The organism is Streptomyces sp. R41, from assembly GCF_041053055.1.
Lineage (GTDB): Bacteria > Actinomycetota > Actinomycetes > Streptomycetales > Streptomycetaceae > Streptomyces.
Genome location: NZ_CP163443.1, coordinates 864,360 through 887,298, shown reverse-complemented (window position 1 = coordinate 887,298; position 22,939 = coordinate 864,360). Strand labels below are relative to the sequence as shown.

Sequence of the window (22,939 nt, the reverse complement as noted above, 5' to 3'; positions counted from 1 at the left end):
TCGCGTATTCGGCGGATGAATCCGGTTAGTGATTACTGACCGTCGCCGGTCACGGTGGTCCAGCGCGGATCGATGTGGCCCAGCCATGTGTCTTGATCGTCGGCCAGTGGTTGCTTCAGGGGAAGGGGGAGGAACCGGCAGGCGAAGGTGAGGCCGGCGTCGTTTCCGTCGCCGTGGACGTGGTGGTCCCACGCATCAGAGGTGTCTGCTGGTGCCTGGAGGAAGAAGAAGCTGGTTCGTCGTGGCTGACCCGTGTCGGGATGGGGCTTGTCCTCCACGGCGATCTGCCGGACCACCGTGGCTGTCAGCAGACCGGTCTCCTCGGAGACCTCTCGAAAGACCGCTTCTTCCAGAACTTCGCCTGATTTGGCTCCTCCCGCAGGGACTTGGGTGCCGGCCTCCGGCATACCGATATGGTCGAACACCAGAACTTCGGGGACGGCGCGATCCCGGATTACGTATGCGGCGACACGGATTCTGGGTCGCTTCATCCCGGCATTGTCAGTCATCGGTGCCTTTCATGGTCACCAGGGGCGTATCGGCTCCAGGTTCCGCCTGCTTCGGTGACCAGCCGTGTGGCGGTCTTGTCGAGGTAGCCGAGGGCCTTCGAGATGACGGGGGCTGGAGCCGGGAGGACAAGTTGGCGGATCGCGGAAGTCCTGCCGCGCTGTGGAGGGACGCCGATCTCGCGTAGGTGGGCCTGGAGGCTGGCCGGGTTCATCGGCTGCCCGGGCTGGCGTCCGGGGAAGAGCCACCGGGCTCTTCGGCTGCTGGCGTAGGGCAGGTGCTGGCGGGAGTGGACGCAGGCCCGCATCAGTTCGGCGACGGGCTTAGGTAGGGGAGACGGTGGATCTCCCAGGCAGACGGAGATGGTGGTGCCGTCGTCGGTGAGTCGTCGATGGTGAGGCGAACGATGCGGCTGACAGGCTGGGCATAGGCGAGAACGAGTGCGGCAACGACGCGGCTCCGCAGAGGCAGGGAGCCGTCGTTGAGGACCCGTCGGAGCAAGGCGAGTCGGCGGTGCTGGTGCAGTGGCGCCTGGTCCTGGCGATGGCCTGGGGCGGAAGGGTGAGGCTGGGTGTCCGGCCCGTCCTCATGCACCAGGGGAGGAAGGTCGGGGCTGGGCGTCGGGTGGCGAGCTTCTCGGTGTGCCAGGCGTCGAGGTCGGCCTGCTGGCACTGTTCGGTGGTGCGGCCTCGGTCGGCGAGCCAGACGACGAAGGCATTGGCCTGGGTGATCTCCTGTTGGGCCTGGCTGCCTTGGGAGCGTCCGAGCGGTCCCTTCTCTGCTTTGGCCCGTACGCGCCGCATTTGGTGCCAGGTGGCGAAGCGGTGCAGAAGCCGACGGTGTTCGGAGTCCTCGATGGTGTGTCGTTCCGTCAGGCAGCGCTGATAGAGCATGAGTTGCCGGTCGACGCGCGGGAGGACACCGCTGTCCATCAGGAGGTCGCGCAGGTGGGCGACGGTTCGCCAGGGTGTCTGCTGGTGCAGCCCTTCATGGGTGCCATCCTCGTCGCCTCCACCGGCCGCACCGTCCCCGAACTTCACCGCCTTCGCACCGCCGACCTCGACCTCGCACAACGCGTCGTCCACCTCCACACCGGGCCTCACCCCCCCTCGACACCCGCACTGCCGACGTCCTCACCCGCTGGCTCGACACCCGCGCACACATCACCCGGCAATTCCAGGGCAGCGACCCCGGCCACCTGTGGATCCCCACCAAACCGGGCCGCCGCCACGGCGCCCCTGCAGTCAAACCCGACATCAACCGCGCGGACGTCCGCACCCTCCACGCCGCCCACCGCACCCTCGTGTTCCAACTCCTCGGCCGCCCCGTACGACCATGCGCCCTTCTGCCCCGCAACTGAGCACGACGGGGATCACCCATCCGCTGGCTCACGCCGTCGTTTCGGTTCGGTGACGGGGCGGGACCGGCTTGGTGAGGGACCGTACGTTGTATCGACATGAGACCCCGTATCGCCGTGATCGGCAGCGGTCCCGCCGGCCTTACCTTTGCCCGCGTCCTGCACCGTCATGGTCACCCTGTCACCGTCCTCGAACGCGATCCCGCCCGCGACGCCCGTCCCGCGGGCGGCACGCTGGACCTGCACGAGGGGCTGGGCCAGCTGGCGCTGGAGAAGGCGGGGGTGCTGGCGGAGTTCCAGGCACTGTCCCGTCCCGAGGGGCAGGCCATGCGCATCCTGGACGCGGACGGGACCGTCCTGCGCGACTGGCAACCTCGTCCGGGTGACCGGGCCAATCCCGAGATCGACCGCGGGCAACTGCGTGACCTGTTGCTCGGGCCTGTGGACGTTCAGTGGGGGCGGGTCGTGACGGAGGTGGTGCCGGAGAGCCGGGATGGCGTGCTGGTCCATTTCGCGGACGGGCGACAGGAGACGTTCGACCTCGTGATCGGCGCGGACGGTGCCTGGTCCCGGGTCCGCCCGGCGGTCTCGTCCGCGTCGCCGCAGTACACCGGCGTCACCTTGGTCGAGACTTCCCTGGACGACGTCGACACCCGCCACCCCGACCTCGCCCGGCTGGTCGGCGACGGTTCCGTGGCCGTGTACGGCGTGAACCGCGCGCTCGTCGCCCAGCGCAACAGCGGCGGCCACGTCAAGGTGTACGCCCAGTTCCGCGTACCGTTGGACTGGCACACGAACACGGACCGGCTTACGGGCCTGAACCAGCGCGCGGGCCTGGGCCCGGCCGACGTCGAGGCCACGCGATCAAGCCTGCTGGCCCAGTTCGACGGCTGGGCCGCTTCCGTCCTCGACCTCCTCCACCACGGCACGGCTTTCATCCACCGCCCCCTCTATGTCCTTCCCGTGTCCCACACCTGGGCCCACGTCCCCGGGGTGACGCTCCTGGGCGACGCCGCCCACTTGATGCCCCCGTTGGGGGCGGGCGCGAACCTCGCGATGCTGGAAGGCGCCGAACTCGCCGAGTCCATCGCCGCGGCCCCCGGCCCTGGAGATCTGGACGAGGCCGTCCGCGCCTTCGAGGAACGGATGTGGGCACGGGCCGGCAGGTGGGCGAACATCACGATGGCTGGTCTGGAACGCCTCGTGAGCCCGGACCCGTCCGAAGCCCTCGCCCTCTTCGACGAGGTCCAGCCTTCCTGACTGCCACGCGCGAGAGCATGGCCCAGTCCGCCGGTTCCTCGCCCCGGACTATCCCGGCGCGAATGAATGAGTTACTTCTGGTCCCCCAAGCACCCCGCCTGGCACCGATCGTCCGGACCTGCCGAGCGCGGGCCCGACCTGGGGTTGCCTCTGCGGTGAGCGACCTGGCCGAGGCCGGTCCCAAGGACGCCGGTAGCGGCTGCCGGCCGTCGGTGTTTCGGCGGTCACAGCCGGACCATGTACGCACCCGGCGATCGCAGCGGGTGATCACTACAGGTCTCCGATCGCACCCGCTTCCACGAAACTGACGACGCAACGACGGATGTGATCAAGGAACTGCGGCAGGTCGTCGGCGACCTTGTCGAACTCCGCATCAACGCCACCTACTTAGCTCTCGCCGCGCCCCGATCCGTCGGCGTCTGCCGCCGCCGCTTCCCCAGGGCTCGCTACTGCCGGCCTGCGGTTTCGCCGTGGACGGTTCACGCATCCACAGACCCTCGTTCGTGGGCGCTCAGCTTCTTGGCAGGGCAGTCAGGAGACCCGCGGCGAGACGGATGTGGCACTGCACCCGTGGCTGCAGACCCAGGTCGATTCCGACAGCCGCACTGTACGGCGGGGCTGCCCTGCGCCCGCCTCGTGCTTCGTTCGAGTGATGCTCTCGACGGCCCTGACTGAACAAATCCCCAGCATGTGACGTTTCCTCACCGTCATCCGATGCCAGCGTTACGTGCGCTGCCGGCGTGAGCATTTCGGGATCATGCAGTGTGTGGCGTCAGTGGAACGCCCTGTGGCCCCGTTTCACGTACCCGATCACTTCCCGTGAACTGCATGCACGAGGCGCTCACGCCGGATTCGGCCGAAGTGGCCTGGATGCGGACGACGCCGCACGGACGACCACGCGCCGGACTGGTCGACGTTGTGGATGTGTCCGGGTGACCCGTCGACCAGCACGGGTGGATCGCCGACCGACGGCACCCACCGGAGCAAGGGAAAGAAGGAACTGATGCAGGCAGGTCTGCCATTGGCTGCTGTGACCCAGCCAGACCCACACACCTCGGCAGGGCCGCGCGTTCCAGGTGAGCAGGCTGTGGCAGGGACCGCACGACGGGCGGCCAAGGCAGCCGGCAATGCCGGGTTCCCTCCGGGATCCGGCCGCCGAACGGCTCCGCGAGAGCTGCGCTCGGGCCGTGGTCTCTGCACCGGCCGCCCGACCGGAGCGTTGCTGTGATCCCGGCTCAGAGGGCGCGGACTGACAGGGACCTGCGGGCCGTGGTCGTCGGAGCGGGGTTCTCCGGAATCGGCGCCGCCGTCCGGCTTCGCGAGGCAGGGTTTGACGATGTGCTCGTTCTGGAGAAGTCGACGCAACTCGGCGGCACCTGGAGGCAGAACACCTACCCCGGCTGCGCCTGTGATGTGCCCTCGACGCTCTACAGCTACTCCTTCACCCCGGATGCCGCCTGGAGCAGGGTCTTCGCCGGGCAGCGGGAAATCCTTGCTTATCTGCGGGCGACGGCCCAGCGGTACCGGCTTGGTGACATGCTGCGCTGCGGTGTTCAGGTGCTGGGAGCCCGGTGGGATGGGGCGGCCGGCCGCTGGCTGCTGGAGACCACCGACGGGCCCTACAGCGCGGCGGTATTGGTCCTGGCCACCGGCCCCTGGCACGTCCCGCGCCGCCTGGAAGTCCCCGGGATCGAGGACTTCAACGGTCCCGTGTTCCATACCGCCCGGTGGGACCACAGCGTCGACTTGGCCGGGCGGCGGGTGGCCGTGGTGGGGAGCGGCGCCTCCGCCGTCCAGGTCGTCCCGGCCATCGAAGCCCAGGCTGCGGCCGTGGGCCTCTTCCAGCGCACTGCCCAGTGGGTGCTGCCCAAGCCCGATCTGCTGCTACCCGCGGCGTTCAACCGGCTTTTGGACCGCGTACCCGGTGTGCGCGGCGCCCTGCGCGCCGGGCAGTACGCCCTGCAGGAGGGCTTTGGCTACGCCTTCCGCCACCCTCAGGGCGCCCGTCTCCTCGAGGCCGGCGCCCGCGCACATCTGCGGCTCGCGGTCCGCGACCGGCAACTACGCCGGCAACTGACACCGGATTACCGGCTGGGCTGCAAGCGTCTTCTGACGTCCAGCACCTTCTACCGGGCCCTGTCCCAGCCGCACGTCCGCCTGCACCCCACGGCCGTGACCGCCGTACGCGGCAACGAAGTCGTCGGCGCCGACGGCACCACCGTCCACGCCGACGTGCTCATCGAGGCCACGGGCTTCCGCGTCGGGCAGCTGCCGCTGGCCAAGACCCTGTACGGCAGGAACGGCCGGACACTCGACGAAGCATGGGGTGGCGAACCGCAGGCGTACATGGGCACCACCGTGAGCGGCTTCCCCAACCTCTTCCTGCTTCTGGGACCCAATCTGCTCGGCGGCTCCACCTCCGCGATCACCGTCCTGGAAGCCCAGCTGACGTATCTCATTGCCGCCCTGGCCCACCTCGACCAGGGCGGCCACTGTGCCCTGGACGTCCGGTCGGCCGCACAGGCCGCGCACAACACCGCAGTCCAGGACGCGCTCGCGACCACGGTCTACAACGCCGGCGGCTGCACCAGCTACTACTTCACTTCCACCGGGCGGAACACCTTCGCCTGGCCGTGGTCCACCGGGCGGCTCGTGCGCCGACTGAGCCGATTCGACGCCGACGCCTACACCTTTGACGTACCTGCCCGGGCCCTTCCACTGCCCTCTCAGGCAAGGCCGCAGCCTGGAGACCGTACGGGAGCCGCGAACGCAGAGCAGCCATGACATGGTGGCCGATACTGCGGCCCCACCACTGGGAGCTCCACGACCGCTTGCTGCCCGGCAAGGCCCGGTCCCGTCATCGCCCTACCGGATGATGCATCGCCCGCATCACCAGTCTCCGGCCGCGCGGACAGGTGCTTGACCTCGCCGTTTCAGTTGAAGCTGTTGGGTGGCTGAGCGGCGTCGTTTGGGGCGGTGTCGGTCGGTGGGCATGGTGGCGGCCCGGCGCGGTGGTCGGGTTCTCCAAGTTCCCTCGGATCGTGGGAGGTCAGGGGGCGGCCGGTCAGCCGGCGGGGCGGGGTAGCGCGGCCAGGCGATGGAATGCGGCCGTGAGTTCTTGTCTCCAGGGCCAGGTCGCCGAGATCCGCAAGCGAAGGCGGCGGCCGCCACGGGCGATCCGGGCGGCGACGTGCAGGAGGCGGTAGCACGGTTTCTTGGGTTCGGCAGCCGCGAGTTCGCCTTTGGCACCTGGGCGCCCCTTGTCGTGGCTCACCTGGCGGAGCCAGTCGCGAGCCGGCCGACGAGGGCCGACTCGGCGGCGGTGAGCTGCACCAGCTCCTCATTGGCCTCCGCGCGGCCCTCGGCCTGGCCCGTGCCCAGCTCGTCGAACGCCTTCTCCAGCCACCCGCGGTAAGTCGGGTTGTCGTCCACTCCACGTACGCGTCGTACCGCGACTCTGCCAGCCGTGTGCCCGAAGTACCCCTCGATGAGCTGCGTCCCGAACTCCCGCTTCATGAACGAGACCACGAGGTGGCCACCTCACCACGCTCCATCTTCCACGCCAGCGCGATGGCGAACGGTCGGCGAGGTACATGGCGGACAGCGCGGCGTCGACGACGTCCCCGGCCTGCGCGACCTGCTGCGCATCGCGGCGGTCCAGGGCATGGCCGTCATCGTCACCATCGACCACGGCCACGTCGTCGACCGCCACGGAACGAAGACCGACACCACCGTCGATCCCGCGTCCGCCCGACACCGCCTGCCCGGCACCGGCCCGCTCGCCGAACGGGAGATCGTCCTGTCCGGACCGCGCGTGGTGTGGCCCGAGCCCGGCGCGTCCATCGTCGCGCTGTGGGACGCCGACTCCCACTACACCGCCCTCAAGGCACGCTGCCAGCTGACACCCGATAGTGGAACGGACTGCTCACCCCGGTGCCCGACGGTGCGATCGTCGAGACTGGTGCCCGCACCTTCGCCCTGTCCGAGCTGGTGATCGTCGAGAAGTTCCGCGGTACGGGCGTGGCGCATCAGATCCACCACGAGCTATTGCGCGGCCGGCCCGAGGAACGGGTGACGCTCCTCGTCGAGCGCGACCACCCGAAGGTCCGCGGCCTGTACGAGATGTGGGGCTACGAGTGGTTCGACGAGGTGCAGCCCTTCACGGACGCGTCCCTGTACGACGCGATGGTGCTGAACCTGCACTGACCCCGGACATGACGAAGCGCCCCCTGCACGGCACGTGTGGCCCTTCCCCCGTTCGACCCGCCCGGATCACGGCCTGGAGCGGACGTCGATGCGCCTCCCTTCCAAGACATTGCGCGCCGCCGACTCCCCCTGTTTTCACACTCGGAGATGTGTCGTTGGTCCGCCTACGACCCGCTGTGGAAGAAGCCGGACCCCAGATCCCCGACGACGGCGTCGAGTGGGTGCCCACTCACGATGAACGGTCCGCTCCACGGCGCGCTCAGTGCGAAGAGCAGCGCCAGGCTGAGGCCGACCACGCTCCCAACGCCCGTGATGAGCAGCGACGTTCGCAAGCTGCTGCGGAAGGTCAGTGCGCCCGCGTTCACGATCAGGGCCAGTCCGCTGACCACAAGTGTGATGACGTAGAGCGTGGGAACGTCCCGCGAGGCGGCCGCAACACGAGCTCGCCGACTACTGGTGAGGCCGTCCAGGGAAACCAGCAGCTCCGTACTCGCCGGGGATCCCAGCTCGGGCCGGGCCGCCTCGGTGCGCACGCTCCGCTCCAGCTTTGCGATGGCGCGAGCGGTGACCGGATCGTCACCGGACGCCGCTGCCGCGCCCTTCCACTCCCTGGCCCGCGTGGTCTGCAGGTAGTCCCGCAGTGCCATATGGATCGGCTCCGAGTGGACTCGCGGACTTGTCGCCGCCCACGCCAGACGGGATGCCGCGGCCGCCTCGTCGCTCACCAAGCTCTCCGCAGCGCGCAGATAGCCGGCCTCGCTGGCCAGTGAGAGGGCCGCAAAGATCGCGAAGGCAGCGCCGAGTGTGGGCATCAAGGGCATGGCGATCTGCGGTACCCGTTCCTGTTCCCCGGCCGGTACCAACGCCCGGACGCCGACCCGCGCAAGGGCCGCGACCAGCAAAGCGAGCAAGAGCCAGCCCACGACCAGCACCACGGCCGGCAGCGAGGTCAACCAGTCCACCACATCACCTACCACGCGTTCCCGCGAGCGTCACTCGGCGGGCGCCACATGTCCCGCGCGGGCTGGAGCTCCTCGTCGATCACCTGTAGCCAAAGCCGCATGATCACAGGTCGAAGCCCTCCACGCTCGCGACGCCCGGCACGCCACCTCGTTGCTTCGGCCGAACAGCCGAACACATCAGTACGAGCGGCATTGGCGATGGCCGGCCGATGCCACCTGTAGTGCCAGGGGCTGTCCGACGGATCACGGTGTGCGGACAAGACCGTAGAGTGCCCAACCGAACCTCACTGGCTTCGGTCATCCGGGCGAGCAGGAAACGGAGTTGGTCCGGGGTGGCGGGACTGTCGACGAGGCGCATCCGCTCGACCCTCGCGCCCTGTCCGCTCTGCTGCTGGATCGTGCGGCAGTAAAGGCGGTGCCTGAGCTGTCAGGCGCCTGGCGGTCGTCCGCCATGACGAGGCGGATGTCGACCGTACAACCAATCCCGCTCGCCGAAGGTCTCCTACGCGCCCGGACACGGTTCCGGCTCACCGTTCTTGGAGAACCATGCGTATGCGTACCGCCGCGGCCGCCACCGTCGGCACCCTGGCACTGCTCTCGTTCGTGACGCCCGCCGCCCATGCGGACTCGAGCAAGGGCGACACCGTCTTCACCTCCGTGACCTTCAGTAAGACGACCGTCAACGTCGGCGTCAGCGCGGCGCAGAGCCTTACCGTGACGGCCACCGCCAAGGACGGCTCAGGGATCAAGGGCATCTACGGCGGCAAGCTGGTCAGTTCCGACAGTCGGCTCATCTACGCGGACTCCGCCACCTGCACCCGGCCCACGTCGACGACCATGAAGTGCACGTACACGTACACGCTCGAACCCGATCGCACCGACTACTTCGACCTCAAGAACAGCTCGGCGGGCACCTGGCACTTCAATGCCGAGGCCGCCGCCTACGACCAGGACTATTTCACCCTGGACACCGGCGCGCCGTTCAAGGTGAAGCGGTACGCGAAGCTGGCGACCACCCAGGCCACGCCCGAGCCAGTCACCAAGGGCGGCACGCTCACCGTGTCCGGGGCGCTCACCCGGGCCAACTGGGACACCAACGTCTACGCGGGGTACGGCAGCCAGAAGGTGGCCCTTCAGTTCAAGAAGTCCGGATCCTCGACGTACTCCACGGTCAAGAACGTGACCACCGACAGCGGCGGCAAGCTGAAGACGACGGTCACCGCGAGCTACTCGGGGACCTGGCGGTGGAAGTTCGCCGGTACGGGGACGACGAGCGGCGCGACCGCGTCAGGGGACAGCGTCGCCCTGAGCTAGCTCCTTCCCGCTCCAGGTCCTGGTGTCCAACGAAGATCCGCCGGACAGGTGGTCCTGGCTGCCGGTCGAGCGTGGCCCATGCGGCGGCTACCCAGTTCCGCCATCGTTCTGGACCACCCAGCTGCGGGTCAGAGAGCCATCTGTGGGCCAGTGAGTACGCGGAGCACATGCCTCCGTCAACTCCAGCAGGTCAGGGCGGCGCAGCCGGCTCAAAACGGCGACGCTCTTGAAAACCGTCGTCGCAGCGATGTGGCCGTGGGTTCAAATCTCACACCCACCGCAGATGAACGGCCCCCGACCAAGTAACTCGGTCGGGGGCCGTTCTCATGTGCGCTGTCCGTCAACCACCGTGGTTCCCCGTCAGCTACCGGTCGATCGGGCACGGTAGGGGCATGACTTGGGTCTAGCCTCGTGTCAGCAGGACCACGGCCGCCCCCGTTCCGATCAGACCTGCCACGGCAAGCGCTGTGGCTATCAGCCGCGGGCCACCAAAGTCCTGCACACGGGCCTACTCCGCGGGTCTCCCCTGGAGCCCGGACGCGATCACTTCGCGAAACCAGCTGAACCCCTTCTTCGAGGCGAGCGCCGATCCCACGGCCAGCGCACCCACCCCTCAGACCAAGCAGGGACACCTGACCGCCGTGGGTGGCCTGCCCGCTGAGCTGCAACATGACGCGCATCGCGGCGGGTTGGCCCTGAGCGCGTCAACGGGAGTTGCCTGCGACGTCATCCCTATCAGGTCGATACGGGGAGCCATCGACATCGGTCAACCCGTCCTCGGCCTGGGCTGGCTGGTCGCTGATGTTTCGGCGTCGACCGCTGCCGTTCGTCAGTGTTGGTGTCAGGTACTGATGTCAAGGAATCCGACGCACTCGCTGCCTTGCGCCTAAGCATTGAGACCCACAGCACGCGTCCGAATACGATGATCCACAGGCCAGACAGAACGATCACGCCAACCGTACGGCGGGAATTCTCGCCTTCACCGAGAAGCCGCGCCCAGGAGCGGGCCCATGCCGGGCAGCGATTCGATGATGTGGGCTTGCGGGTGGTACGGAAGACGTCGCGGATCTGCCGGTAGAGCTGCTTGAGCCGGTCGTCCAGGGCCAGGAGAGATCCGCGGTCATGCGCGCTGCGGTGTCCTGGCCGGGCAGCGTGATGCGTTGGGCGTGCGCGGCGCTAAGGGCGGTGGCGGCCACCGTGGCTGGCTGGCTGGCGCACGCCGCGGGCCGCGAGCCAGCGGGTCACGCGGGCTTGGCCGCAGCGGCGCTAGGCGGCGGGGGTCTGATAGCCGCTGAGTAGGACGAGGGCGCCCTTGTAGTCGGCGTGGTCGAAGTTGTCGGCCGCGGCGAGGCGACTCGGGGCCTCGGCCGGGGCGCGAACGCTGTCGGTGTATTCCGCCAAGTAGGGGGTGAGACCGCCGACCGGCGGTCCGGAGACGGAGGTCCCATGACAACGGGCCTGGACGACGAGGAGCTGCTGGGCCGTACGGCACGCGACCCGGCCTCCTTCGAGCCGTTGGTGGAACGCCATTCGGCAGCCCTGCACGGCTACTTCGCGCGCCGCGCGCCCGGAGCCGTCGACGATCTGCTCGCCGAGCTGTGGCTCCAGGCGTACGCGACGCGACGCGGGTTCGACCCGGCCCGCGGGTCCGTACGGGCCTGGCTGTTCGGCGTGGCCAGGAACGTGCTCTCCGCTCACTGGCGGCGGGTCGCGGCGGCCCGCGCGGACATCCCGCGCGCCATCGTCGACGACGACCCCTGGGAGGCCGTGGACAACCGGCTCGTCGCCGCAGCCGTGGCCCCCAGGCTGCGCGAGCTTCTCGCTCAGCTCCCCTCCGACGAACGGGAGTTACTGCTCCTGGTCGCCTGGGAGCAGCTGACGCCCAGCGAGGCCGCCGCCGTGGTCGGCGTACCCGCCGCGACGGCCCGCACCCGTCTGCACCGCGTCCGCAACCGTATGCGCTCGGGCGCCCCCTTCGACCTGACCGGAGACCCGAAATGACCGACATGACCGAACGTGATGGCCTTCTCGACTTCCCCGGCGCCGACGAACTGATTGCGGCCGGAACCGTGGCGCCGCCCTCGAACGCCAACATCATGGCCGTACGCGACATCGTGGCGCTCCTCGCACAACGCGAGACCGAACAGACACCCACCGCCACCGCGCACGACAGCGTGGTACCCCTCGCCACGGCCCGACGAGGCGGCCCGGCGGCATCCCTCGCACCCCCGGAGGACCTGCCCGAGGACCCGCTGGTCGTCCTCGGCCCCGACGGGCCGGGCACGGCGCCGCGACACCGCCGCCTCTCGCGTCGTGGACGCTTCTTGGTCGCGGCCGCGGCGGTGGCCGCCATCGCCGTGGGCGCGGCCGTCCACCCGGTGCTGGACGTGACCGGCAAACCGCCGTCGACGGCCTCGGCGGCCTCGGCGTTCCTGAACGACATGGCGAAGGTCTCGACCGAGGCACCAGCGACCCACGGAAAATACTGGATGGTCCATTACTGGGCGAAGGACGGCCGGAGGACGTCGACGGTGACCGTGTACAGCGACCGGGCGGGCGCCACCTGGATTCGGAAGCCGAACGGCGAGGTGACCAGGTCCGGCCACAACATCGCCGATTGGAACGTGGGCGACCGGCGCCTGCCCTGGACCGAATTCGACCAGCTGCCCACCGAACCGGAGAAGCTGAAGGCCCGCTTCTCCAAGAACGCCGAGGCACGGTTCGAGCAGATCATGTCGTTGCTGGCGGAGTCACCCGCGAGCCCTGACGTGCGCTCCGCGCTCTTTCAGATCGTCGCGCAGACTCCGGGGGTGACCATGACCCCCAAGGTCAAGGACAGCCGGGGCCGTCCGGGCACTGAGATCGTCCTCCGCGGCACCAGGCGGGTGGACAAGCAGGGCGCCAAGCCCGTTACCTTCCAGTACTCCCTCCGCTACGTCATCGACCCGGATACAAGCCGCGTTCTGGAAAGCGGCAGCGCCGGCGCCAACCCGGTGGTCCGCACGACCTACCTCGAAGTCGGCTGGACGAACCACATCAGCTGACCCGGCGAAGGCGGCGGCCCCGGGGATCGGGCGCCGCCGCCTTCGTGCGCGCGGGTGGCGTGCGCAGGGTCCGCAGGGTCATGCCGGGTTTGAGGATGCCTGCTGGTATCCAGTCGTGTTGGGAGGGCGTGGGCGCTGCTGAGCGCCATCCATACGGCAGCGCCAGCGCCTCATCCGGCCGCCGCTCAGCGACTGCCCCGCCCTGCAGCAGTGCCACGCCGTGCTCTGCACTGCCTGCTCGACTACAGCAGCACCGCTGCCGCCGAAGTCATGGGAGGAGGCAACGGAGAAAGTCCGCTACCTGGTCTGCTCGGCATCGTCTCAATCGAACACCGCTGCCTGCCGGTTGCGTCTGTCGCGTTGGCCCTTCCACGCTGGCGCGCCAGAGCGGGTGTGGTTGCCACAGCTGTTCAGCTGGTGACGTCCTTGGCCTGGGGCACGGCCTGCACGGGCTCCGAGTCGGCCGCAGCGCTGTAGAAGACGGACGAGCCCTGCCTGGTGCGCTGAGCACGGCTCTTGGCGACCAGCCCTTCCAGGGTGGTGCGCACGACGGTGGTCTTGACCCCACGGTCGGGGTGAGCCTCCGCGAGCGCGGAAGAGATCTCCGCAGCGGAGCGCGGCTCGCTCTGCTGCTCGAGGTGGCTGCGGATGAGGTCGACGAGGGTCGGCCGGGCTGGCGCCCTGGCGGTCTTCGGGGCCAAGGCCTTGGCAGCGGACTTCTTGGAGCCCGTTTTCTTCGCCGTGGCGGCGGCTCCGGTCTTCCTGGGCTTGCTCGTCTTGGGCTCAGCGGAAGCCTGCTGAGGCACGGACGGCATAGCCACGGTGTCTGCTTCGGCGGGCCCTCCGGCCGGTTGAGTGCTCCCGTTGCCCAGCGCCTGCTGGATGTTCACCAGCACGGTGTGGTCATGGTGCAGGGCACGCAACTGCTCTTGCAGTGCCTCGATCTCCGCACCGATGCGTTCCTGCTCCTTGGCGTTGCGCTCAAGGTCGCCGGTCACCTGGGCCATGTACTGCGACGTCAGTTCTGTGGTCGGAGCCTGGCTTTCAGACATGACGCTGGCCTTTCTTCAGGGCCGGCCACCGAGGTGATAAGAGGTGCCACGGCCGCGAGGGTATGGGGAAGTCTGTCGCGTTCGTGATGTCGGGATCACCATGCAGCCCGCAACGGCTGCGACCTCAACAGCTTAGAGGCAGTACGGGCGAGTGGAACCGGCTGTTCATGCCGGGTAATGCCTTCCTCTCGCTGTCAGGGTGAGGAGCCTGCGGGTATCGCAGCGCCCGGCGCAGTGATTTCCAAAGGATGACGTCAAGCCGTGCGGGCTCCTGCCTCTCGATCCGAGAGGAACTCGTCAAGCAGTTCGAAGAGCACCCTGATGACATGCTGCTCCTGGTCCGGAGGGAGCTCCCAGTGGTCCCATCCGTCAGGCAGAGCGAGGTGGCGGACCTGCCCATGCCATCCGTGATTGCAGTCGCGGCCGCGTCGAGCCACCAGCCACTCGCGCCAGCCATCCAGGCCTGGTCCTCCATGGCGCCAGGAATGATGGTTGTACCCGTCCAAGTACGCTTCCAGGCCGGTGAGCGTGGTCCGACCGATGAACATCCCGGGCCGCTTCGCCACGTTGGCCCAGTACTCGCGCTCGCTCATACCTGTGAGATCCACCCGTTCATCATCCCGTGCCGAAGCAGCCATCGGTGATCTTGAACGAAAGGCGGCTAGTGCTTCTCTCTTGGATCAGCGTGCGGACCACATCACCCGTCTGACCGCCCACGTCGCCGACCACTTACGCGGCGGTGGGGGGAGCAGGCAGGGCAGGCGGCCGGTCAGCCGCGGGGGCCGCTCCCGTCGTGGTAGCCGAGTTCGAGGTAGCGGGTGCGGGTGCTCCAGGAGCCGAGGTCGGGCGTGTTGGCCAGGACGTCGTGCCAGGGCTGGGCGCCGGGAGCGGCTGCCTCGCCGGGAGCCGCCTTACCGGAAGGGTCCCCCTCGTCGTGCGCGGGCAGCGGATAGCCGGGGCGCCCGGCCCAGAGCCGCACTCCCGACCGCGCCTCGGACTCGCGGACCGGCTCCCACAAGCCCGCCGAGAACATGCCGGCGAGCTGGTGCAGGGCGATGAAGCTGACCACGCCGTCCTCGGGGTCCGTGCGGTCCGGGCGCTCGGTGAGGGCGTGCCACGGGATGTACATGTTCGGTAGCCGCACCGCGGGCTGGAAGCGGTACACGAGCCGCTCCAGCCTGATCGAGCCGATGCGCGGCAGCTGTACCCGGGTGAGCGGGACGACCTCGCGCTCGCCGCCGGTCCAGGTCAGCCTCTCATTGCGGCCCGCGTAGCCGGGCTCGGTGAAGACCGTGACATGGAGGCGTTCCCTGCGATCAGGCCGGCGGTTGTGCAGCAGGCCCGCGCCGGCGACGGCGCCGCCCACGGAGGCCAGGCCCGCCAGGAAGATTCTGGTCTTGCGCTTCATCGGGATGCGGCACCTCGCTTCTCACGGGACAGGCGCCTCCATCATGTGCCACCGACGGCCCGTTGATCTACCGTCAGGCCCGGTGCCGAGGAGGACCTCCATGGGACCCCGCATCCCGCCCCCCCCGGCGTCGCTGCCCGGCCCAACTCAGCCAGCCGGTACGGACGTTCACCACGCAGGAGGACGTACGCGCCGGGACGCGGCACCACCCGACAACAACGCGAAGAGCTCAGTAGCGAGGGACCTGCGGGTAAGCGAGCGGTCGGTGGAACGCTGGCGACGTCCTGGCGGGAAGGCGGAACGGATGCCCTCGCCACGGGGCCGCCGAAACTGCCCAAGCTGTCCGACGGCCAGCTCGCCGAGTTGGAGAAGGAATTGGCCCTCGGCCCTGCCGAGCACGGCTGGGAGGACCAGCGGTGGACCCTGGCCCGGATCAGAGCGCTGATCGACTGGAAGTTCGGGACCGACTGCTCGATGGCGGCGGTATGGCTGCTGCTGCTGCACCGCCGCGGCTGGTCCTGGCAGTCTCCCGCCCGCCGGGCCATGGAACGCGACGAGGGCGCGGTGGGCTTGTGGACGAAGGACGTGTGGCCGCAGGCGGAATGACTGCGGCGGCGCTGGGGGCCTTTGTCGTCTTCGACGATGAGGCCGGGTTCTCGATGACTGCGCCACGAGCCCGCACCTGGGGCCGGCGTGGGCAGACGCCCGTGGTGCGGGTGCGGGGCCGGTCCTGGCGCCGTTGGTCGATCGCCGCCATGTGCTGTTACCGGCCGGGCGAAGCGTCCCGGCTGATCTACCGGCCGCGCCGACACCGCAAGCACAAGGGCAAAGGACGCGACAGCTTCGCCTGGACTGATTACCGCGACCTGTCGTCCGCGCCCACATCCAGCTCGGCGCCCCCATCGTCCTTGTCTGGGATCAATCTCAACACCCACCGGGCCGCCCGGATGCGTGAATACGCGGCCGCACACGACTGGCTCCTATCGTGCAACTGCCCTCATACGCACCGGACTCAGCCTCACTCAGCACCCGACAACAATCCGACGAGCTCAGTAGCCGGACCACGGCAGAACTTCACTCAACAGAGCGAAGATCACCAACAGCATCCGAAAGTGCGGACAGAACCTTGAATTTGGCTCTGTCCGCATTTCCGTGAATTCCTGGGTCGGTGACGGGAACGGGCCGCGAGAGCCGAGCAGCCACTCCGTCGACTCACCTGGGGAGCCGTGGCCGAGACAGTCGTTCTGCAGCGGCCCGGACCCGCTCGGTGAGGCTTAGAGGAGAGAGCCCTGCTTGGAGCTGGTGCAGGTACGCCATTGGAGAAGTGCCCAGTGCTTGCTCTCGCAGTTGCCGGTGACTCAATGCCGTGGCACAGGCGCCGATGGCGAATCCGCCGAGGCCGATCGCCGCAGACTGCGCGACGGACGGTTGCATCGCCAGTACGGCCAGGGCGCTCGTCATCACCGGTGGTGCGGCGGCCTGTACGTTGATCGCCCCCCAGAACGTCAGCATTCGCTGACCACGCATTGCGCGGTGGAGATCTTGCAGAGCAGGCCGGATCCGCGTGTAGAAACGTATCCTCAAGTGGTCGAGCAGAACCTCCCGGTCCGTGATATCGCCCAGCTCGCCGCCTCCCACCCGCACCTGAACTGTGCACCGATGCGCGGCAATGCCAACCGCCGCCTGGACAAACTCGCCGCGGGTGACGCCGATGCCCTCCTCCTGGCCGTCTCCGGCCTCCAGCGCATCGACCGCACCGATGTGATCACCGAGATCCTGCCGACCGAGGTGATGATGCCGCCGACCGGCGCCGGGATCCTCGCCCTTCAGTGCCGCGAGAACGACACTGACCTGATCGACACGGTCAGCGGCCTCGGCCACCCCGACACCTATCGCGAAGCCACCGCCGAGCGCATGTTCCTTCACGTCCTCCAAGGCCACTGCAACTCACCGATTGCCGGATACGCCAAGGCCGAACGCCACGGTGAACTGCCCCTGCGCGCATGCGTGTTCACCCCTGACGGCAAGACCGTCCTCAACGCCCACGAATGGGCGGGCCCCCTCGACCCGGCCACCCTGGGCACCTCGGTCGCCGTCGCACTGCTCCGCCAGGGCGCACGCACCCTGATCGACTCCATCGCACACTGACACGACCCAACCCGTCGCGACCCTGCCCCACGGGAAGAGGACCTTCGCCGTGGTGGGCGACCAGGTGAAGCAGCGGCTTGCAGCACGCGAACACGCCCGGGTACGGCCACCGTCACTCTCGCTGGTCGGTGAGGTCCAGGACCCGGCCCCGCCAGCCGTCCGCGCAGGCACGAAAAGGGGGCCCGTCACCGACGGGCACCTTCTTCTGTGCCGGCGTCCGTAGGCGACAGCCCTCAGGACAGAGCGGATGGCTTCCGGGGAGGGGGGAGGGCTCGCAGAAGCTCCCACAGCGGGCGGTTGCCTGCGGCCCAGGTGCCGAGCACACGACGATCCACCACATGCAGTCGCTGCTGCTTGGCGAAGGCCACAGCCGGCGCGGTGACACGGCCGTTGGTCACGATCACCGCCACGTCCGCCCCGTGCACCTGGCGTGCGGTGCCGCTGAGCACCTGCAGATCCGGGGTTCCCACGGCCGAGCCACGATCCCCGTTGCCGCGGTGCTTGCACTGGATCACCCAGCGCCGCCCGAACGGATCGGTGGCCTTCACGTCCGCGCCGAGGTCGCCGCCACCTCCGACCCGGGCAGCATCCGGGCATCCGTCACGTCGCATCAGTTCCCGGATCGCCTGCTCGAACTGCGTGTGGTGCAGCGCGTCCAGCTGCGACAGGGCGAACCGCAAGCCCGCGGCCAGCTGGGCTCCCCGTCGACCGGGGCCAGGGCCTGCGTGACGTCGGTGACGTTGGCCCCACGACCTTGGTGTGGCCACCACGGCGGCCGATCTCTACCGTGCCGGCCTCTTTCCCGTCCTGGTTGGTGTTCAGCGGTGGCAATCCCACCACTGAGCACGCCCGCGTCGGCCCTCGTGCCTCCTGGCGCTCGGCGACCCAGCCGCCGGACGGGCGAGACCACCCGGATACCCGCCAGCACGCCGTAGCGCAGCCAGCCCCACCTCCACCGCCTGCCCACGGTGCCCGCGGCTGTGCCCACCGCCGCGCGCTCCCTGACCATCGTCGGCCCGCCGACCGGACACACCCAGCTCCTCTGACGCCAAGCGCTCCCCACTCATCCGGGCCACCGGGCGCGCGGATACCGCGACCGGGCGGCAGGGTAGTGGTGCCGTCGTCGGAGAGCACCGATCGGCATCGCCGTCCGGACCGCGGTGTCGTCCGAGTTCCCCGTCGCGGACGAGGGGCCCTTGAGAGCATTCATCAGGAGGTTTCGTGCACGACAAGCCGCTCCTCAAGAGCGTCGGTGAACTGCTGCGCCGGCGGCACGGCTCCTCACGCCCCACCCACCAGGCAGGGCCGGACGGGTTCGCCCTGGACAGCTTGAAGGTCAGCGGGTTCACCGCCGGTACGCTCAGCCCCGAGGACGAGGCGAGGCTCGCCGACGAAGTGGCCCAGCTCCTTCCCCACCACTGGGATCTCCCCACCAAGTCGGTGGAGGCGCTGACCCCGCTCATCGACCACCTCGGTGGCCAGCGGGAGCTGATGGCCTGGCTGGACCGCCACCCCGGGCGGCCACGGCTGATCGCGCGGATCTACGTCCTCCTGGGCCATCTCGACCGGTACAGCGACGACCCCGCGGTACTTGCCGCTGTGCGGCACGCCAGAGCTCAGGACCCGTACCCCACCGGCCTGCGCGGCTACCTGACGCCGGAGACCAACGATGAAACCCTGGGCGGTCTCGCCTTCCGGATCGAGGAACTCCTCGGCGACAACCGCGAAGAAGAGGCCACCACACTAGCCCTGACGACCGCCGACTGGCTGCGCCGTGCGGCGCGGAACGCCGACACCCCGAACTCCGACGTCCGCGAGATGGGCGAACTCATGGACCATATGCACCAGGACATCAGCGAGGCCGTCCCGCGCTCCTGACTCGGTAGCGTGACAGGGAGCGAGCGAGGCCTCGAGGATTGTCACTGGCCGAAGGGTTCCTGGTAGGGCTCGGCGAGCCGTTGTGCAAGATCTTCCAGCGATTCCTGTGCCCACTGGCGCAGGCCGTCAGCAGCAGTTCACACACGCGCTTGACGTTGCAACCGTCTCGCTTCTCCGTCTCGCGCCTTCGCGGATCTTCATCTGTCGAGGGCGGTGAGGGCTTGGGTGATGAGTCCGCGTGCGCCGGCGCCGTACACCGCAGCCTGTGACAGCCCCCGGAAGGCGCGGAGGTAGAGACCAACCTGTCCCGGCTGGGTGAGCGTCGCGGCAGCGTCGAGCGAGTCCGCGTGCACGCTTTGGTCGTCGAAGACGGTGAAGGTCGCCATCGGCCAGACGGTGCGCTCGACCGTGAAGGGGATCACGCCCAGGGAGATGGGCGACAGCGCCATCTCGGAAAGCAGATGGCCGAGTTGGGCGGCCATCGTGCCGGTGTCGCCGATCCGGTAACGGCGCGGGTGCCCGGGGGGTGCCTCTATGTCTTTCGTCAAGCGAGCCGCGGGGTTCTGGCTTCGTAGAAGGTGCCGTCGCGGAGCATCGCGAACAGCACGCTGATGCGGTGGCGGGCCAGGCGGAGAAGAGCCTGCGTGTGGGTCTTTCCGCGGGTCCGGCACTTGTCGTAGTAGGTGCGGGAGGCGGGATCGTGCAGGGCGGCGAACGCGGACAGGAACATCGCTCGCTTGAGCTGCCGGTTGCCGCCTCTGGGCGCGTGTTCGCCGTGGATCGAGGTTCCCGAAGACTTCGTAGTCGGGGCGAGGCCGGCGTAGGAGGCCAGGTGGGCGGCGGTAGGGAAGCTGGTGCCGTCGCCGACGGTGGCCAGCAAGGTGGCGGCAGTCCTGACCGCGACCCCCGGCATCGAGGTCAGGACTGCGGAAAGAGGGTGAGCCTCCAGCAACTGCCCGATCTGCGCTTCCAGGGCTCGTCGCTGTTCGTGAACGGCCGCGAGCGAGCGGGCCAGGGACGGGATCACGACGTCGAGAGTGCCGGTTCCCGGGACCACGACAGTTTGTTCGTCGAGCGCGTCGAAGACCTCGTCGATCAACCGCTGGGCCATGCGCGGGGCCTTGGGCCGGATCACCTCAACCAGCTTGCGGCGTCCGGCTATGCGCAGAGCTTGCGGGGATCCGTAGCGTTCCAGAAGCCAGGTCACGGCCTGATGGTCCAGGCGCGGCCCGAGAACGCGCTCCAGGCTGGGGTGGAACTGGGTGAGCAGGCCGCGTATCCGGTTGGAGGTGCGGGTGGCCTCGGCCGCCAGGTCCTGGTCGAAGCCCACCAGCACGGTCAGTTCGGCGGTGATCTCGTCGGTCAGCTCCAGCGAGCGCAGGGTGTGCGGCAAGGTCCGGGCTGCGTCCGCGATCACCGCGGCGTCCTTCGCGTCGGTCTTCGCCTCGCCGGGATACAGATCGGCGATCCGCCGCATCGTGAGTCCGGGCAGGTAGGCGACCTTGCAGCCGGCGTCCCGGGCGACCGTCAGGGGCAGGGCGCCGATCGAGGCGGGCTGGTCCACGATCACCAGCACGGTGCCGAACTTCGCGGCCAACTTGTCGAAGACGGCCCGAAGCTTCGGCTCGCTGTTGGGCAGCTGTTTGTCGAAGACCTTCTTGCCGGCCGGGGTGAGGCCGTGCCCGTGGTGGACGCTCTTGCCGACGTCCAGGCCGAGGAAGACGCCCACGTCGTCGATGTCGTACAACCCATCCTCCCGAGCGGGGTTCGTGTGGTGCTGGCCAGGGCGTTGGCGTCGTATGCGCGCATCCACGTTATGCAGACCTGCCGCCCGCGGGATGCCGGGCATTGCGCCAGGCCAGGCGGTGGTCAGACCTCTCATCAGCGTCTCCAACGGCGCCTCTCGGGCCCGGTGACACCACCCCCCAGGTCATCCGTTCGACAGGGGGGAACAGTCATGCCGGGCCCGGAGGCCAGCGGCCCTCTTGCAGGACCGCGAAGAAGATAACGGGGGCAGCGCGCTGCGCTGCCCCCCGGGCTCGGTGCCGTCTAGGAGCTGGCCGGGGTGATTTCCGGCCCAACGCCGTCAGCCGGCCGACGGCACGTGCCGCGGGCGGCCGCTGTGCACGTCGGGCAGGGCCAGCAGCCCGAAGGCGCGGTGGGCCGCACCCGTCCCACGCCGGACGACGGCCAGGGCGATGAGGGCCGCCGCGGCGGGCACGCCGAGCCACCAGTCCAGCAGATGGATCAGAACACTTGAGGCTACGGCGCTGCCGAGCGCCACTGCGAAGACGGCACCCAGCACCGCGAGCACGATGCGGACGTGCCCGGGTGCCGCACCGCTGCCCGGCTCACGCTCGCCCGCCCGGAGCCAGGAGACCATCGCTGCCAGCATCACGGGTACGAGGACAGCTCCCATCCCGTACAGCGTCAGCGCGACCGGCGAAGACAGCCAGTCACCGACGCGCGACAGGACCTGTCCGAAGCCCGGGTGCTCCGGCCAGGCCGCGAAGGTCTTCCGGTCGGCCGAGAAGAACCGCTGGTACCCGCGCCCGTCCCAGCCGTGGACCAGGATGAAGAACATCCCGAGGTAGCCCACTCCGGCCTGGAGGAAAGCCGCGTACGCGCGGCCGGCCGCGATCAGCCGCGCAGCTACCCAGTATCCGAGCAGGCCCTGGCTCACGTTGGTTGCGGCGAACAGGGCGACCAGCCAGGCGGGCAGCGCTTCGTGCCCACGCGCCACCTGCATCGTCTCCCAGTCTGGGAAGCCCCAGAGCAGCCATACGCCGCTGGGCGCGAACAGCACCGAGCAGTACAGGACGGTGCCCATCAGGTATGGGTCCGACCACCGAAGGACGCGGCGGCGGGGTGAACCGGGCCTGCTGGCGAGCCGGTACGCGGCGGCGGTCGCGAAGCTTGCGCCGATGCCGTACGACCAGAAGACGTCGACCTGGACCATCGTGCTCTCCTTTCCGGAATGACACGTCATTCCGCTTCGAAGGCAGAAAAAATGAACGGTCCTTGCGGGCCTGCGGCTCAGGAGGAGCCGAGGCCGTCGAACATGAGGGTTTCCACCGTGTGGATCCACGGCTGACGCATGCCGGCCGGGTCCTGCACGTGCAGCAGGCGTACGGCTCCGGTCACGATCATCCCGTTCACCGCGAGCCCGACCACATGGGCGTCCAGATCGCGACGCAGAAAGCCACGGTCCTGGCCGTTGCGGATGAACGCGGCGGTGTACGCGGCTGCCGCCTCCATGGCCTGGCCCGCGAGGTCGGGTTCGGCGCGGTCGATGGCTATCGCGTCGTAGAACAGAATGCGGCCCAACTCCGGTTCCGCCACGACGAGCTCGAACAACTTGTGGCCGATCCGCCTGACCTGCTCTCGGTACTGCGACAGGGTCTCCGAGGAGCCGGGGTCTTCGTCGGACAGCGCGTCCGTTATCCGGCCGAGCGCCTGCGACACCACGCTCCGCGCGATGTCCTCCTTGTTCTTGAAGTAACGGTAGAACGTGCCGTGTCCGGCGCCGAGCTCCCGCGCGATGTCGGAGATACCGGTCGCGTGGTAGCCGCGTTCGGCGAATACCTTTCCCGCGGCGCGCAGGATCGCGTCCCGCTTGTCGACCGCACCTTCGGGCATGGAGTTCCCCTCACGTCAGCGGAACGCGGAATGACGTGTCATTCTCGAACTGGCCATCGGCCACCGTCAATAGACCCGACTCCGTCCGCTGCGTCGAGGACGAGATCAGCATGCCTGGGACAACGATCCGTACCGTCTGCGTCAGGTACAGCCATCTGCGCCGT

22 protein-coding genes and 3 pseudogenes are annotated in these 22,939 nt (G+C 68.9%); 11 read left to right on the top strand and 14 right to left on the bottom strand.

Annotation, left to right across the window (positions count from 1 at the left end; translation table 11 throughout):
• Positions 1-32: 32 nt before the first annotated feature.
• Both AB5J53_RS04310 and AB5J53_RS04305 read right to left on the bottom strand, forming a co-directional pair.
• The gene (locus AB5J53_RS04310; RefSeq protein ID WP_369252044.1) at positions 33-491 is read right to left on the bottom strand and encodes an NUDIX domain-containing protein; all 459 of its coding nucleotides are present in this window, start codon (positions 489-491) and stop codon (positions 33-35) included.
• Positions 492-830: 339 nt separating this feature from the next.
• Entirely contained in the window at positions 831-1,598 is a 768-nt protein-coding gene (locus tag AB5J53_RS04305; RefSeq protein ID WP_369244318.1) for a hypothetical protein, read from the bottom strand.
• Positions 1,599-1,963: 365 nt separating this feature from the next.
• Between AB5J53_RS04305 and AB5J53_RS04300 the strand changes: the two genes are divergently transcribed.
• Both AB5J53_RS04300 and AB5J53_RS04295 read left to right on the top strand, forming a co-directional pair.
• Positions 1,964-3,124: an FAD-dependent oxidoreductase gene (locus AB5J53_RS04300; RefSeq protein ID WP_369244317.1), complete on the top strand. Its 1,161-nt coding sequence runs from the start codon at positions 1,964-1,966 to the stop codon at positions 3,122-3,124.
• A gap of 1,269 nt (positions 3,125-4,393) precedes the next feature.
• Complete coding sequence (locus AB5J53_RS04295) at positions 4,394-5,908, top strand: flavin-containing monooxygenase (RefSeq protein WP_369244316.1); 1,515 nt, start codon at positions 4,394-4,396, stop codon at positions 5,906-5,908.
• A 486-nt stretch (positions 5,909-6,394) separates the two neighbouring features.
• Here AB5J53_RS04295 and AB5J53_RS04290 read toward each other — a convergent pair whose 3' ends face one another.
• Complete coding sequence (locus tag AB5J53_RS04290; protein ID WP_369244315.1) at positions 6,395-6,652, bottom strand: hypothetical protein; 258 nt, start codon at positions 6,650-6,652, stop codon at positions 6,395-6,397.
• Between the two features lie 82 nt (positions 6,653-6,734).
• On the opposite strand from AB5J53_RS04290, the pseudogene AB5J53_RS04285 reads away from it, so the two are divergent.
• A pseudogene (locus tag AB5J53_RS04285) lies at positions 6,735-7,013 on the top strand (hypothetical protein); the annotation flags it as partial.
• A gap of 44 nt (positions 7,014-7,057) precedes the next feature.
• Positions 7,058-7,330 carry a hypothetical protein gene (locus AB5J53_RS04280; protein ID WP_369244314.1) on the top strand — a complete coding sequence of 91 codons (273 nt, stop codon included), beginning with the start codon at positions 7,058-7,060 and terminating at the stop codon, positions 7,328-7,330.
• Positions 7,331-7,494: 164 nt separating this feature from the next.
• On the opposite strand, the gene AB5J53_RS04275 is transcribed toward AB5J53_RS04280, so the two are convergent.
• Positions 7,495-8,292, bottom strand: a complete 798-nt coding sequence (locus AB5J53_RS04275) for a hypothetical protein (RefSeq protein WP_369244313.1) — start codon at positions 8,290-8,292, stop codon at positions 7,495-7,497.
• Positions 8,293-8,838: 546 nt separating this feature from the next.
• Between AB5J53_RS04275 and AB5J53_RS04270 the strand changes: the two genes are divergently transcribed.
• The gene (locus tag AB5J53_RS04270; protein WP_369244312.1) at positions 8,839-9,606 is read left to right on the top strand and encodes a calcium-binding protein; all 768 of its coding nucleotides are present in this window, start codon (positions 8,839-8,841) and stop codon (positions 9,604-9,606) included.
• A gap of 1,266 nt (positions 9,607-10,872) precedes the next feature.
• Here AB5J53_RS04270 and AB5J53_RS04265 read toward each other — a convergent pair.
• A complete protein-coding gene (locus AB5J53_RS04265) occupies positions 10,873-11,007 on the bottom strand; it encodes a hypothetical protein (protein WP_369244311.1) in 135 nt (44 codons plus the stop codon).
• Between the two features lie 45 nt (positions 11,008-11,052).
• Between AB5J53_RS04265 and AB5J53_RS04260 the strand changes: the two genes are divergently transcribed.
• Both AB5J53_RS04260 and AB5J53_RS04255 read left to right on the top strand, forming a co-directional pair.
• On the top strand, positions 11,053-11,607 hold the full coding sequence (locus AB5J53_RS04260) for an RNA polymerase sigma factor (protein ID WP_369244310.1): 555 nt from the start codon (positions 11,053-11,055) through the stop codon (positions 11,605-11,607).
• Between the two features lie 5 nt (positions 11,608-11,612).
• On the top strand, positions 11,613-12,650 hold the full coding sequence (locus AB5J53_RS04255) for a hypothetical protein (protein ID WP_369244309.1): 1,038 nt from the start codon (positions 11,613-11,615) through the stop codon (positions 12,648-12,650).
• A gap of 410 nt (positions 12,651-13,060) precedes the next feature.
• Here the strand turns inward: AB5J53_RS04255 and AB5J53_RS04250 are convergent, their stop codons facing one another.
• The 3 genes from AB5J53_RS04250 to AB5J53_RS04240 form a co-directional block, all read right to left on the bottom strand.
• Positions 13,061-13,702, bottom strand: a complete 642-nt coding sequence (locus AB5J53_RS04250; protein ID WP_369244308.1) for a hypothetical protein — start codon at positions 13,700-13,702, stop codon at positions 13,061-13,063.
• Positions 13,703-13,956: 254 nt separating this feature from the next.
• Complete coding sequence (locus tag AB5J53_RS04245; protein WP_369244307.1) at positions 13,957-14,310, bottom strand: hypothetical protein; 354 nt, start codon at positions 14,308-14,310, stop codon at positions 13,957-13,959.
• Positions 14,311-14,471: 161 nt separating this feature from the next.
• A complete protein-coding gene (locus AB5J53_RS04240) occupies positions 14,472-15,110 on the bottom strand; it encodes a hypothetical protein (protein ID WP_369244306.1) in 639 nt (212 codons plus the stop codon).
• Positions 15,111-15,473: 363 nt separating this feature from the next.
• Between AB5J53_RS04240 and AB5J53_RS04235 the strand changes: the two genes are divergently transcribed.
• Together AB5J53_RS04235 and AB5J53_RS04230 are read left to right on the top strand one after the other, a co-directional pair.
• Complete coding sequence (locus tag AB5J53_RS04235) at positions 15,474-15,716, top strand: winged helix-turn-helix domain-containing protein (RefSeq protein WP_369244305.1); 243 nt, start codon at positions 15,474-15,476, stop codon at positions 15,714-15,716.
• Positions 15,717-15,769: 53 nt separating this feature from the next.
• Positions 15,770-16,090, top strand: a pseudogene (locus AB5J53_RS04230) (DDE endonuclease); the annotation flags it as partial.
• Positions 16,091-16,322: 232 nt separating this feature from the next.
• Here AB5J53_RS04230 and AB5J53_RS04225 read toward each other — a convergent pair.
• Complete coding sequence (locus AB5J53_RS04225) at positions 16,323-16,748, bottom strand: DUF6236 family protein (protein ID WP_369244304.1); 426 nt, start codon at positions 16,746-16,748, stop codon at positions 16,323-16,325.
• Here AB5J53_RS04225 and AB5J53_RS04220 point away from each other — a divergent pair.
• Positions 16,716-17,258 (top strand): annotated as a pseudogene (locus tag AB5J53_RS04220) (hydroxymethylbilane synthase); the annotation flags it as partial. The gene AB5J53_RS04225 and the pseudogene AB5J53_RS04220 sit on opposite strands and share 33 nt — an antisense overlap.
• Positions 17,259-17,491: 233 nt before the next feature.
• On the opposite strand, the gene AB5J53_RS04215 reads toward AB5J53_RS04220, so the two are convergent.
• Positions 17,492-18,028 (bottom strand): restriction endonuclease, encoded by a 537-nt coding sequence (locus AB5J53_RS04215; RefSeq protein WP_369244303.1) that lies wholly within the window; start codon positions 18,026-18,028, stop codon positions 17,492-17,494.
• A gap of 451 nt (positions 18,029-18,479) precedes the next feature.
• Between AB5J53_RS04215 and AB5J53_RS04210 the strand changes: the two genes are divergently transcribed.
• Positions 18,480-19,136, top strand: coding sequence for a hypothetical protein (locus tag AB5J53_RS04210; protein ID WP_369244302.1), 657 nt, complete (start codon positions 18,480-18,482; stop codon positions 19,134-19,136).
• Between the two features lie 197 nt (positions 19,137-19,333).
• On the opposite strand, the gene AB5J53_RS04205 is transcribed toward AB5J53_RS04210, so the two are convergent.
• The 4 genes from AB5J53_RS04205 to AB5J53_RS04190 form a co-directional block, all read right to left on the bottom strand.
• Positions 19,334-19,684 carry a Scr1 family TA system antitoxin-like transcriptional regulator gene (locus tag AB5J53_RS04205; RefSeq protein ID WP_369244301.1) on the bottom strand — a complete coding sequence of 117 codons (351 nt, stop codon included), beginning with the start codon at positions 19,682-19,684 and terminating at the stop codon, positions 19,334-19,336.
• Positions 19,681-20,883 carry an IS110 family transposase gene (locus tag AB5J53_RS04200; RefSeq protein ID WP_369244300.1) on the bottom strand — a complete coding sequence of 401 codons (1,203 nt, stop codon included), beginning with the start codon at positions 20,881-20,883 and terminating at the stop codon, positions 19,681-19,683. The genes AB5J53_RS04205 and AB5J53_RS04200 overlap by 4 nt, the downstream gene beginning before the upstream one ends.
• A gap of 339 nt (positions 20,884-21,222) precedes the next feature.
• Positions 21,223-22,095, bottom strand: coding sequence for a hypothetical protein (locus AB5J53_RS04195; RefSeq protein WP_369244299.1), 873 nt, complete (start codon positions 22,093-22,095; stop codon positions 21,223-21,225).
• 77 nt (positions 22,096-22,172) lie between these two features.
• Complete coding sequence (locus tag AB5J53_RS04190) at positions 22,173-22,775, bottom strand: TetR/AcrR family transcriptional regulator (protein ID WP_369244298.1); 603 nt, start codon at positions 22,773-22,775, stop codon at positions 22,173-22,175.
• Positions 22,776-22,939: the final 164 nt, after the last annotated feature.

Bases quoted from the DNA above. Each gene is read 5' to 3' on its own strand.
- AB5J53_RS04240 (WP_369244306.1), bottom strand. From the start codon at position 15,110: ATGAAGCGCAAGACCAGAATCTTCCTGGCGGGCCTGGCCTCCGTGGGC.
- AB5J53_RS04300 (WP_369244317.1), top strand. From the start codon at position 1,964: ATGAGACCCCGTATCGCCGTGATCGGCAGCGGTCCCGCCGGCCTTACC.
- AB5J53_RS04270 (WP_369244312.1), top strand. From the start codon at position 8,839: ATGCGTATGCGTACCGCCGCGGCCGCCACCGTCGGCACCCTGGCACTG.
- AB5J53_RS04310 (WP_369252044.1), bottom strand. From the start codon at position 491: ATGAAGCGACCCAGAATCCGTGTCGCCGCATACGTAATCCGGGATCGC.
- AB5J53_RS04260 (WP_369244310.1), top strand. From the start codon at position 11,053: ATGACAACGGGCCTGGACGACGAGGAGCTGCTGGGCCGTACGGCACGC.
- AB5J53_RS04255 (WP_369244309.1), top strand. From the start codon at position 11,613: ATGACCGAACGTGATGGCCTTCTCGACTTCCCCGGCGCCGACGAACTG.
- AB5J53_RS04250 (WP_369244308.1), bottom strand. From the start codon at position 13,702: ATGTCTGAAAGCCAGGCTCCGACCACAGAACTGACGTCGCAGTACATG.
- AB5J53_RS04190 (WP_369244298.1), bottom strand. From the start codon at position 22,775: ATGCCCGAAGGTGCGGTCGACAAGCGGGACGCGATCCTGCGCGCCGCG.
- AB5J53_RS04195 (WP_369244299.1), bottom strand. From the start codon at position 22,095: ATGGTCCAGGTCGACGTCTTCTGGTCGTACGGCATCGGCGCAAGCTTC.